Origin of the sequence: Curtobacterium sp. MCBD17_013 (genome assembly GCF_003234565.1) — a bacterium.
GTDB lineage: Bacteria > Actinomycetota > Actinomycetes > Actinomycetales > Microbacteriaceae > Curtobacterium.
Genome location: NZ_QKTU01000003.1, coordinates 185,672 through 196,631 on the forward strand (window position 1 = coordinate 185,672; position 10,960 = coordinate 196,631).

Consider the following 10,960-nt stretch of genomic DNA (forward strand, 5'->3'; position numbering starts at 1 on the left):
GACGCACGACCGCGCCCACCACGCCGTCAGGAACGTCCATGCTCCGCTCTCTCTGCGCCACGACCGCCGGGATCGTCGCGGCCGCCGCCGCGGTCGTCTCGATCGCCGTCGTGCCCGTGTCCGCGGCGTCCGCCGCGTCGGGCAGACCCCTCACCGCCGCCACGGTCCACAGCGCCGCGTCGAGCGGCGTCTTCGCCGGCGGACCGTACCGCGAGCCCACGAGCCAGGCGGCCCAGGCGGCCAGCAGCCTCGCGGCGGCGGGCGATAGCAGCGGGGCCGCGGCCGCCCGCGCCATCGCGCAGTACCCGGTCGCGATCTGGCTGGGCGAGTGGTACTCGAACGCGCAGCTCGTCGACCTCCTCACCTCGACGGAGGCCGCGGCGGCCGGGGCGGGCGCGACGCCCGTCTACGTCACCTACGCGATCCCGAACCGCGACTGCGGCGGCTACTCGTCCGGCGGCATGACCGCGACGCAGTACACGCGGTGGGTGGACCTCATCGCATCGACTCTGCGGGGGAAGCGAGCGGCCGTGATGGTCGAGCCGGACTCCCTCGCGATGCTGAGCAGCTGCCCCGACGAGGCGACGAGCCGGTACGCGCTCCTGTCGCACGAGGTCAGCGCCTTCACCGCCGCGGGGGTCCCGGCGTACCTCGACGGGGGGAACTCGAACTGGGTCCCCCCGGCCACCATGGCGCAGCGCCTCCGTTCCGCGGGTGTCGCCGATGCGCGCGGCTTCTTCAGCAACGTCGCGAACTACTACCCGACCGCGCAGGAGCAGGCCTACGACCAGCAGGTCTCCGCGGCGACGGGCGGCGCCCACTACGTCATCGACACGTCACGCAACGGGCAGGGCTGGCGGGGCACCTGGTGCAACGGGCCCGGAGCCGGACTCGGCGCGGCCCCGCGCGTCGTCGACGACGGCACGGCGCTCGACGCCCTCCTGTGGGTGAAGACCCCCGGCGCGAGCGACGGTTCCTGTGGCGGTGCGCCCGCCGCAGGGGAGTGGTACCCGAGCTACGCCCGGGCCCTCGTCGCGAACGCCGTGCTGGACCCGAACGGCACCGTGAGCGCGAGCTCCGGCAACGGCGGCACGACCGCGCCCGCGGGATCCGCCCCGAAGGGGTCGTTCGACCGCGCCACCGCGGTCACGGCCGGTGTCACCGTCCAGGGATGGGCCTTCGATCCCGACGCGACCCGAACGCCCCTGTCCGTCCGGATCACCGTCGACGGCGCGGCGACCACGATCACCGCGAACGTCACCCGGCCCGACGTCGCGCGCGCCTACGGCGTCACGGCCGCGCACGGGTTCTCCGCCACCGTCCCGGCGACGAGCGGGAAGCACGCGGTCTGCGCGAGCGCGGCCGGGGTCGCGGGCGGCGGCGACAGCAGCCTCGGATGCAGGACCGTGACCGTCCCGTCCGTCAGCCCGAAGGGATCCTTCGACTCGGCGACCGGCGCGGCCGGTGGCATCCGGGTGGCCGGATGGGCGTTCGACGGCGACCAGACCGGGACCGCCCTCACCGTCCGGGCCGCCATCGGGTCGACGACGACCACGTTCACGGCCGACACGACGCGGAAGGACGTCGCGCGGGTGTACGGCGCGGGGGCGTCCCACGGCTTCACCGCACTCGTCCCCGCGGCGGCCGGGTCGCGGAGGGTCTGCCTGACGGCGGTGAGCGTCGGCGGTGGCGCCGACACGAGTCTCGGGTGCAAGACCGTCACGGTGCCGAACACGAGCCGGTAGGCCCACCGACCGCGGTGGCCGGTGTGCCGGCGCGGCCATCTCGACGCGCGGACGGACGGACGAACGGACGGACGGATCGCGGCCGGTGGCCCGTCCCGCGCCGGTAACATCGACCCGTGACCGACACCACCGCACCGTCGTCCCCGCTCGTCGCGATCGTCATGGGATCCGACTCGGACTGGCCGACGATGCGCGCGGCCGCCGAGATCCTGACCGAGCTCGGCATCCCGTTCGAGGCGGACGTCGTCTCCGCCCACCGCACGCCCGACAAGATGATGCGGTTCGGTCGGGAGGCCGCCGGTCGCGGCATCCAGGTCGTCATCGCCGGCGCGGGTGGTGCGGCGCACCTCCCCGGCATGCTCGCCGCCGTGACGACGCTGCCCGTCATCGGCGTCCCCGTGCAGCTCGCGCGGCTCGACGGCCTCGACTCACTGCTGTCGATCGTGCAGATGCCCGCGGGAGTACCCGTGGCGACCGTCTCGATCAACGGCGCGGCCAACGCGGGGCTCCTCGCGGCCCGCATCATCGGCTCCGCCGACGCCGCCGTCTCGGCGCGTCTGGCCGACTACGCCGCGGGACTCGAGGACCTCGTCGAGCAGAAGGCGGCAGCGCTCCGCGCGCAGCTCTGAGGGGTGCCGGGCCGACCACGGCGTCCCGGGCGACGCGGCGAGGCCGGTGACGGGCCTCCCGCGCGTGCCGCTCAGAGGTCGGCGTGCAGGTGCCAGACCTCGGCGGCCGAGTCGCGCCAATCGAACATGCGCGCGCGGTCGGGACCGGCGACCCGGAGCTGCGCGGCGAGCGCCTGGTCGCCGACGACCTGGAAGATCGCGTGGGCGAGCCGTTCCGGGTACGTCTCGATGGGGTTCGTGTCGACCACGACCGCGGCGTCCGCGGCGACCTCGCGCACGGCCGGCGCGTCCGAGTGGATGACCGGCGTGCCGAGGCTCATCGCCTCGATCACGGGCAGGCCGAAGCCCTCGGCCAGGCTCGGGAACACGAACACCGACGCGCGGGCGTAGACGACCGCGAGGTCGGCGTCCTCGATCCGTCCGAGGACCTTGACGCGGTCCGGGGCGAGGCCCGCGGCGGCGGCCGTGCCGGCCACGTCGACGTCGCCCCAGCCGTCCGGACCGCTGATGACGAGCGGGAGGTCGGCGGGAGCATCGGGGCGCGCCATCGCCGCGATGAGGTGCCCGAGGCCCTTGCGCGGTTCGAGCGTCCCCACCGCGAGCACGTACCGTTCCGGGAGGCCCAGGCGCTCGGCCCGCACGTCGGCGTCGACCGGGACCCGGAGTCGCCCGCTCGGCGCTCCACCGATCACGCGGAGGCGGTCCTCGAACCGGTGGATCTCGTTGAGCTCGGCCGCGACCGCGTGCGTGGGCACCACGACGGCGTCCGCGTACTTGTACGCGCGCTTCACCATCGCCTTGTGGAAGTGGACACCGCGGGGCGTCAGGGTCTCGGGGTGGGTCCACGGCACGACGTCGTGCACCGTGACGACCGTCTGCCGGCCCGGCTCCAGACCACGGTCGTGCTTGACCAACGGGGCGAGCACGCTCGGCGCGTGCACCATCCCGCGGCTGGCGCCGTGGGCGAACCCGCCCTGCCAGGCGAGCGAGAGCTCGCGGCGGGGCAGCGACAGGCGCTCGAGGTCCGCCAGGCCCGGCAGGAGCGTCCGGATGTGCGCCAGGTCCCCGGCGTCGACGGCCGACACGATGCCCTCGACGTCGCAGCCCGCCGGTGCGGTGGCGATGAGTTCCCGCGTCAGTTCCTCGGCGTACCGCCCGATCCCGCCCGGCACCGGGGCCACGATCTGGTCGACGATCACGCGGAGGGTGGTCATGGGGCTGTTCGGTCTCCTGGAGTTCGCCGACGACGCGTCGGACCCGGTCTCGCTCGGCCCGCGGACGTCCCCGGCAGGCCGCACGAACCTATCAGTGCTGCCCTGGAGTTCCGCGAGAGCCGAGCGCGCCGAGGTCGTCCCGCTCGGTCGGGACCGCGACGGGCGGCACGGGACGGTGCCGCCGGTTCAGCACGAACACGGCCGCGAACACGACGTCGACGACCGTGAGCAGCACCCGGGACATCACCGCGACGCTCACCGCGGTCCCGCTGGCGAGCGGCACGCCCGCCACGAGCAGCGCGGTGAGCGTGGCCTCCCGCCCGCCGAGCCCGGCCGGCAGGAAGAACACGACGAAGCCGACGAGCCACGCGAGCGCGTAGCCGCCGATCACGAGCAGGAACACGCCGGGGCGGAGGTGCGCGAGCGGCGACAGGACGAGGGCGATGTGCGTGCCGAACAGCCCCCAGGCGAGCGCCGCCCACCCGAACGCGCGGGCCAGGGTCGGGTAGGGGATCGTGAGCTGACCGAGCTCCCGACGCGTCACCCGTGAGGCCAGGCGCATGCCGAAGCCGAGCACGGACGGGTGGAGTGCGGCGACGACGATGGGCACGAGCAGGAGCACGAACCAGTAGGTCCGGAAGGCGCCGGGGGCGACGAACGGGATCGTGACGGCCGCCACGCAGACGCCGGCACCGCAACTGACGAGCAGGGTCAGCATGCCGACGGCGACGCTCTTGGCCGCGGGCACCTTGTGCTCGCGGCCGAGGTCCGCCTGCGCGACGATCGGCCACACCGAGCCCGGGATGTACTTGCCGATCTGTGACAGGAAGAACACGCGCTGCGCGGCACCGAGCGGGAGGCGGTGCCCCGCGCCGGCCAGGAGGCTCCGCCAGGACAGGAACGTCACCCACGTCGCGGCGAACCCGAGCAGGAGTGCGAGCGCGAGCGGCGCCGGACGCTGCCGCGCGAAGGCGGCGGCGATGTCGTCCGCGCGCGGCACGAGGAACGCCACGCACAGCGCCAGTGCGAGCACGAGGGCGACGACGCGGATGACGGTCCGGCGGCTGCGTCGCGGGGCGGGCGGCGTCTCGGGGCTCGTGGTCATGATCACCTAGGGTAGTTCGCGGCCGATGACGCATCGGCCCGGGCAGGGAGGACACGAGGCCACGTGCGCATTCTCGCATTCGGGACGTACCAGGCGGCGAACCACCCGCGCGTCACGGTCCTCGTCGAGGGCCTCCGTGCCCGGGGCCACCGGGTCGTCGAGGCGAACGTGCCGCTCGGCCTGAGCACCCGGGACCGCGTGGCCATGCTCGGGTCGCGGACCGGGGCGGTCCGGATGGCCGTGCGGCTGCTGTCGTCGTGGAGCCGGCTCGCCGTCCGGGCACTGCGGGTCCGGGCCGCCGGTCGTCCCGACGCACTGCTCGTCGGGTACATGGGGCACTTCGACGTCTGGTTGGCGCGAGCGCTGTTCCCCTGGACCACCATCGTGCTCGACCACCTGATCTTCGCCGCGGACACGGCGGCCGACCGCGGCGTCGGCGGTGGCGTCGTCCAGCGCGCCCTCCGGTGGCTCGACCGCGCCGCCCTCACCATCGCCGACGTCATCGTCCTCGACACCGAGGAACACCGGGACCTCGTGCCGGCCGCGCTGCGGTCGAAGGCGGTCGTCGTGCCCGTCGGCGCGCCCGCGGAGTGGTCCGCGGTCGAGCCCGCGCCCGAGCCCGGGGACGGACCCGTCCGCGTCGTGTTCTTCGGACTGTTCACGCCCCTCCAAGGGGCCGCGGTGATCGGGCACGCGCTCGCGGGCCTCCCCGAGGGGCTCGTCGAGGTCTCCATGATCGGGGCCGGTCAGGACCTCGACGCCACGCGCGCGGCCGTCGGCGACCGACCCGACGTCATCTGGACGCCGTGGGTGGAGGCCGCCGACCTGCCGTCCGTGGTCGCCGCGCACCACGTCGGTCTCGGCGTGTTCGGGACGACCGACAAGGCGCTCCGGGTGGTGCCGAACAAGGTGTACCAGTGCGCCGCGGCGGGCACCGCGATCGTGACGAGCGACACCGTCCCGCAGCGGCGGATGCTCGGGGAGGACGCGCTGTTCGTGCCGCCGGGGGACGCGGCCGCGCTCGGGGCCGCGCTGCGCGAACTCGCCGAGGACCGTGATCGGTTGGCGGCGCTCCGGAGGGCCGCCCGGAGCCGTGCCGCCGGGTTCCGACCGGCCGCGGTGGTCGCCCCGCTCGAGGAGCGGCTCGCCCGGCGCTGACCGTGGCCGGCGCGTGCGGCCACGCGCTTCGGCCCCTCAGGCGGTCAGGACCCCCGCTGCCGCGGCGGCGTGCAGGGCGTCCCGCCAGTCGCGCATCGGCGCGATCCCGGCCGCCGCCCAGCCGTCGTGCCCGAGCACGCTGTAGGCCGGACGCGGTGCCGGACGGACGAACGCACTGCTGTCCGTCGGGAGCACGCGCTCCGGGTCGAGGCCGGCCTCGGCGAAGATCGCCTTGGTGAACTCGAACCACGAGGCTTGTCCGCTGTTCGTGCCGTGGTAGACCCCGGCGGGAGCGTCGGCGTCGAGGAGCGCGACGATCTGCCGTGCGAGGTCGCCCGTCCACGTGGGCTGGCCGACCTGGTCGGTGACGACGCTCACCGTGTCGTGTGACGCTGCGAGCCGGAGCATCGTCTTGGCGAAGTTCGGGCCGCCGGCGCCGTAGAGCCACGCGCCCCGGACGATGTACGACGAGTGCGGGGCGACGGAGCGGACGAACGCCTCGCCCTCGGCCTTCGTGCGACCGTAGGCGCTCACCGGGTGGGTCGGCGTGTCCTCGGCGTAGGGCGTCGTCGCCGTGCCGTCGAACACGTAGTCCGTCGACACGTGGACGAGCCGGGCGCCGGACTGGACCGCGGCCCGGGCGAGCATCTCGGCGCCCTGGGCGTTGACGCGCCGCGCCGTGGCCTCGTCGGTCTCGGCGTCGTCGACCTTCGTGTACGCCGCCGCGTTGATGACGACGTCGTGGCCCTCGACCGCGGCACCGACGGCGCTGCCGTCGCTGATGTCGAGTTCGGCACGCGTCAGCGCGGTCACCGCCCGCCCGAGGAGCGCCTGCTGGATGTCCTGGCCGAGCATGCCGCCGGCGCCGGTGATGAGGTACCGGGTCATGCGAGCGCCGCACGCTCCTTGAGCGGCTCCCACCACGCGCGGTTGTCGCGGTACCACTGCACGACGTCGGCGAGGCCCTGCTCGAACGGCACGAGGGGCTCGTAGCCGAGCTCGGCCTGGATCTTCGAGATGTCGACGGAGTAGCGGAGGTCGTGCCCGAGCCGGTCGGCCACGCGGTCGACGTACGACCAGTCCTTGCCCGTGGCGTCGAGCAGCAGCTGGGTCAGCTCCTTGTTCGTGAGCTCCGTGCCGCCGCCGATGTTGTAGATCTCGCCCGCGCGACCCCGGGTCAGGACCATGGCGATGCCGCGCGTGTGGTCGTCGACGTGCAGCCAGTCGCGGATGTTGTTGCCCTCGCCGTACAGCGGGACGTGCTGGTCGTCGATGAGGTTCGTGACGAACAGCGGGATGACCTTCTCGGGGAAGTGGTACGGGCCGTAGTTGTTCGAGCACCGTGTGATCGACAGGTCGAGCCCGTGGGTGCGGTGGTAGCTGCGCGCGAGCAGGTCGCTGCCGGCCTTCGACGCGGAGTACGGGGAGTTGGGCTCGAGCGGCCGGTCCTCGGTCCACGACCCCTCGGCGATCGAGCCGTAGACCTCGTCGGTGGAGACGTGCACGAAGCGCTGGGTGCGGTGCCGCAGGGCCGCGTCGAGGAGGCGCTGGGTGCCGACGACGTTCGTCTCGACGAAGACGCCGGAGTCCCGCACGGAACGGTCCACGTGCGACTCGGCGGCGAAGTGCACGATCGCGTCGATGCCGGGGACGACCTCGTCGAGCTTGGCCGCGTCGGTGATGTCGCCGTGCACGAAGGTGTAGCGCGGGGAGTCGGCGACCGGGGCGAGGTTCTGCTCGTTGCCGGAGTAGGTCAGCGCGTCGTAGACGACGACCTCGGCGCCCTCGAGGCCCGGGTAGGCGTCCTCGAGCGTGCGTCGGACGAAGTTGGAGCCGATGAACCCGGCTCCACCGGTGACGAGGATCTTCACGGACTGTTCCTAACGGTCTGGCGGAGGGTCGCCGAGGATTCTAGCGGGACGCCGCGGGGGCTCGTCGGAGCGACGGGCGGTCCGGTCCCGCGCCGACGGGGGTCGTTCCGACGTCGCTCCCGCGGCCGGCCGATCGCCACACCGCGACGACCGTCGCGCTCCCGGCGACGGCCAGGAGGCACACGGCCGCGAGCAGGACCGGCGCACCGAGCGGGGTGGTCGCGGCGAGGTGGGCGAGGCCGGCGCGGGTGACACGGAGCGCCGCGCCCTCGTCGAAGCCGCGGTAGGCGACGGACAGTCCGTAGACCGCCATGACGGGCGCCCCGACCGCGACGACCCGACCGGCGACGGGCCACCAGCGCGCCGGGAGCAGACGGAGTCCGCCGACGGCGGCGACGAGCAGGAGCGCGGCGAGCGCCACGAAGAAGTACCGCCCCTGCGCCCCGGTGATCCGGTGCAGCCGACCGTACGACTGCCAGTTGTTCGCCAGGAGGAGGAGCAGGGACACCACCGGGAACGTCACGAGCGCGAGCACGGGTCCCCGCCACCGCGAGCGGAGCACGACCGCGGCGACCACGGCGACGAGCCCGACGACGGTCAACGCCACCACCACGACGGGGTCGATCGGGTACGAGAGGAGTCCGAACCGACCCCAGAACGACGTCGTGAGCGCGGACCACTCGCTCGACAGGAAGAACCCCGGGTCGCGCTGCTGGCCCGGGGCCCACGGCGACGCCGTCCAGGTGCCGGCGAGCCCGTTCGGCTGGACGGTGCCGTAGCGCACGACGTTGCGGACCCACCACCAGCCCCCGAGCGCGGCGCCGATCGCGAGGGCCACCGCCGCACGTCCCAGCCGTACGCGGAGACGAGCCGTGGTGGCCACGACGAAGGCGAGGCCGACGAGCGGGACGGCGGGGAACCCGGTCGCCTTCGTGGCCACCAGGACGCCGAGGGCGGCGCCGAGTGCGACCGTGGTGCGCCACCGGAGATCGCCGGTGGCCACTCGGACCGCCAGCCAGGTCACGACCGCGCCGAGCAGGATCACGAGCGCGTCGTTCGTGACCGAGGAACCGATCTGGGCCAGTTGCGGCACGGCCGCCAGGGCCGCAGCCGCGACGACGCCGAACCGCCGGGACCGCGTGAGGCGACGGCCGGCAGCCCAGACGAGCATGGGCAGGGGCGCGACGAGTGCGACGTCGAGGAGGCGGAGGACGACGATCACGTGGTCCCACCGCAGGTCCTCGAACCCGACCACGCGGAGCACGACGGCCGCCAGGGCGTAGGCGGTCGGTGGATGCTGGGTCATCTGGTCCGCCCCGGCGCTCGCACCGGGGGCGGCACGGACGAGTTCGGCCCAGGTGCCCCGGTCGGCCGGCGCGGTCGTCGCGACCTCGGCGCGGGCCGCGAGGAGCGCGTTCGACACCCGCAGTGCGCCCGGCACCGGCCAGCCCTCACCCGTGGCGATCGCCACGACGGCACCGGTGTGCGGCAGTTCGTCGGGCGCCTGGAAGAGCGGCGTGAGGAGCGCCCAGACGACGAGCAGGAGGGTGAACGCCGCGGTGATCGAGCCGATCGTCCAGCGCTCCGTGCGGGTGACTGGCATCCGGACCTCCATCGTCGGCGAGCTTACCGATGGGCTACCGCCCCGCCCACCCGCCGACCCGCGCCGCGCCGCTCCCGGGCGAGGGCGCGAACCGGTGCCTTGCTACGCTCTCGGGGTGCAGATCCGCGAACTGAAGATCCCCGACAGCTACGAGATCACGCCGAAGCAGTTCGGGGACGACCGTGGCGTGTTCCTCGAGTGGTACCGCTTCGACCGCCTGGCCGAGGCCACCGGCCGTTCGATCGACCTCAAGCAGGCGAACACGTCCGTGTCGAAGCGCGGCACCGTCCGCGGCATCCACTTCGCGGACATCCCGCCGAGCCAGGCCAAGTACGTGACGGCGACGCACGGCGCGGTCCTCGACTTCGTCATCGACATCCGGGTCGGCTCGCCGACGTACGGCGAGTGGGACTCGGTGCTCCTCGATGACGAGGACCGTCGGGCGATCTTCCTGTCCGAGGGGCTCGGGCACTGCTTCGTCGCACTGACGGAGGGCGCCACGGTGTCCTACCTCGTCACGGACGTCTACCAGCCCACGCGCGAGCACGGCATCAGCCCGGTCGACCCGGCCATCGGGCTCGCGTTCCCGGAGGAGGCGGGCGAGCTGCTGCTGTCCCCGAAGGACACCGAGGCGCCGACGCTCGCCGAGGCCGAGGCACAGGGGCTGCTGCCGCAGTGGGCGGACGCCCGGTCGTTCTACGACTCGCTGAAGGGGGCCTGATCGCGATGAAGGGCATCATCCTCGCCGGCGGTTCCGGCACGCGGCTGTGGCCCATCACCAAGGGCATCTCGAAGCAGCTCATGCCGATCTACGACAAGCCGATGGTCTACTACCCGCTGTCGACGCTCATGATGGCCGGGATCCGCGAGGTCCTCGTGATCACGACGCCGGAGTACAACGACCAGTTCCGTGCGCTCCTGGGCGACGGCTCCGCGCTCGGCATGACGATCGAGTACGCGGTCCAGCCCTCGCCCGACGGCCTCGCGCAGGCGTTCGTCATCGGCGAGGACTTCATCGGGGACGACAGCGTCGCGCTCGTCCTCGGCGACAACATCTTCCACGGAGTCGGCCTCGGCACGAACCTCCGCAAGAACACACACATCGACGGCGCGACGATCTTCGCGTACCACGTCTCCGACCCCAAGGCCTACGGCGTGGTCGAGTTCGACGACGCCTTCCGCGCGATCTCGATCGAGGAGAAGCCCGCCGAGCCGAAGTCGAACTACGCCGTGCCGGGGCTGTACTTCTACGACCACCGCGTCGTCGAGATCGCCAAGACGATCGAGCCGAGTGCCCGCGGTGAGCTCGAGATCTCGACGGTCAACGAGCGGTACCTCGAGGCCGGTGCGCTCAACGTCCAGGTGCTCGACCGCGGCACCGCATGGCTCGACACCGGCACCTTCGAGTCGATGATGCAGGCGTCGGAGTACGTGCGCGTGATCGAGGACCGGCAGGGCCACAAGATCGGCTGCATCGAGGAGATCGCCTGGCGGAACGGTTGGATCGACGACGCCGCGCTCGCCGCGCTCGCCGCACCGCTCGCGAAGAGCGGGTACGGCGTGTACCTGCAGCGCCTCCTCGACGCCTGACGCGCGTCCCGTCGCGCGGCACCCCGACGCCCCGGACCTCCGCCA

10 protein-coding genes are annotated in these 10,960 nt (G+C 73.4%); 5 read left to right on the forward strand and 5 right to left on the reverse strand.

What is annotated here, in order from left to right; all coding sequences use genetic code 11:
* Positions 1–38 precede the first annotated feature (38 nt).
* Entirely contained in the window at positions 39–1,745 is a 1,707-nt protein-coding gene (locus tag DEI81_RS15955; protein WP_146244022.1) for a glycoside hydrolase family 6 protein, read from the forward strand.
* A gap of 161 nt (positions 1,746–1,906) precedes the next feature.
* Positions 1,907–2,374 (forward strand): 5-(carboxyamino)imidazole ribonucleotide mutase, encoded by a 468-nt coding sequence (purE, locus tag DEI81_RS05630; protein WP_111009629.1) that lies wholly within the window; start codon positions 1,907–1,909, stop codon positions 2,372–2,374.
* A gap of 71 nt (positions 2,375–2,445) precedes the next feature.
* Here the strand turns inward: purE and DEI81_RS05635 are convergent, their stop codons facing one another.
* A complete protein-coding gene (locus DEI81_RS05635) occupies positions 2,446–3,588 on the reverse strand; it encodes a glycosyltransferase family 1 protein (RefSeq protein ID WP_111009531.1) in 1,143 nt (380 codons plus the stop codon).
* Positions 3,589–3,679: 91 nt separating this feature from the next.
* Positions 3,680–4,693 carry a lysylphosphatidylglycerol synthase transmembrane domain-containing protein gene (locus tag DEI81_RS05640; RefSeq protein ID WP_146242879.1) on the reverse strand — a complete coding sequence of 338 codons (1,014 nt, stop codon included), beginning with the start codon at positions 4,691–4,693 and terminating at the stop codon, positions 3,680–3,682.
* Between the two features lie 63 nt (positions 4,694–4,756).
* On the opposite strand from DEI81_RS05640, the gene DEI81_RS05645 reads away from it, so the two are divergent.
* Complete coding sequence (locus DEI81_RS05645; protein ID WP_220035631.1) at positions 4,757–5,851, forward strand: glycosyltransferase; 1,095 nt, start codon at positions 4,757–4,759, stop codon at positions 5,849–5,851.
* A 36-nt stretch (positions 5,852–5,887) separates the two neighbouring features.
* Here the strand turns inward: DEI81_RS05645 and rfbD are convergent, their stop codons facing one another.
* The 3 genes from rfbD to DEI81_RS05660 are packed head-to-tail and all read right to left on the reverse strand — an operon-like array spanning position 5,888 to position 9,325.
* Positions 5,888–6,739: a dTDP-4-dehydrorhamnose reductase gene (rfbD, locus tag DEI81_RS05650; protein ID WP_111009533.1), complete on the reverse strand. Its 852-nt coding sequence runs from the start codon at positions 6,737–6,739 to the stop codon at positions 5,888–5,890.
* Positions 6,736–7,722, reverse strand: coding sequence for a dTDP-glucose 4,6-dehydratase (rfbB, locus tag DEI81_RS05655; RefSeq protein ID WP_111009534.1), 987 nt, complete (start codon positions 7,720–7,722; stop codon positions 6,736–6,738). The genes rfbD and rfbB overlap by 4 nt, the downstream gene beginning before the upstream one ends.
* A gap of 40 nt (positions 7,723–7,762) precedes the next feature.
* The gene (locus DEI81_RS05660; RefSeq protein WP_181435331.1) at positions 7,763–9,325 is read right to left on the reverse strand and encodes a DUF2142 domain-containing protein; all 1,563 of its coding nucleotides are present in this window, start codon (positions 9,323–9,325) and stop codon (positions 7,763–7,765) included.
* A gap of 115 nt (positions 9,326–9,440) precedes the next feature.
* Between DEI81_RS05660 and DEI81_RS05665 the strand changes: the two genes are divergently transcribed.
* Positions 9,441–10,046, forward strand: coding sequence for a dTDP-4-dehydrorhamnose 3,5-epimerase family protein (locus DEI81_RS05665; protein WP_111009536.1), 606 nt, complete (start codon positions 9,441–9,443; stop codon positions 10,044–10,046).
* Positions 10,047–10,051: 5 nt separating this feature from the next.
* Complete coding sequence (rfbA, locus tag DEI81_RS05670) at positions 10,052–10,915, forward strand: glucose-1-phosphate thymidylyltransferase RfbA (protein ID WP_111009537.1); 864 nt, start codon at positions 10,052–10,054, stop codon at positions 10,913–10,915.
* Positions 10,916–10,960 lie beyond the last annotated feature (45 nt).

Bases quoted from the DNA above. Each gene is read 5' to 3' on its own strand.
- DEI81_RS15955 (WP_146244022.1), top strand. From the start codon at position 39: ATGCTCCGCTCTCTCTGCGCCACGACCGCCGGGATCGTCGCGGCCGCC.
- purE (WP_111009629.1), top strand. From the start codon at position 1,907: ATGGGATCCGACTCGGACTGGCCGACGATGCGCGCGGCCGCCGAGATC.
- DEI81_RS05635 (WP_111009531.1), bottom strand. From the start codon at position 3,588: ATGACCACCCTCCGCGTGATCGTCGACCAGATCGTGGCCCCGGTGCCG.
- DEI81_RS05640 (WP_146242879.1), bottom strand. From the start codon at position 4,693: ATGACCACGAGCCCCGAGACGCCGCCCGCCCCGCGACGCAGCCGCCGG.
- rfbD (WP_111009533.1), bottom strand. From the start codon at position 6,739: ATGACCCGGTACCTCATCACCGGCGCCGGCGGCATGCTCGGCCAGGAC.
- DEI81_RS05660 (WP_181435331.1), bottom strand. From the start codon at position 9,325: ATGCCAGTCACCCGCACGGAGCGCTGGACGATCGGCTCGATCACCGCG.
- rfbA (WP_111009537.1), top strand. From the start codon at position 10,052: ATGAAGGGCATCATCCTCGCCGGCGGTTCCGGCACGCGGCTGTGGCCC.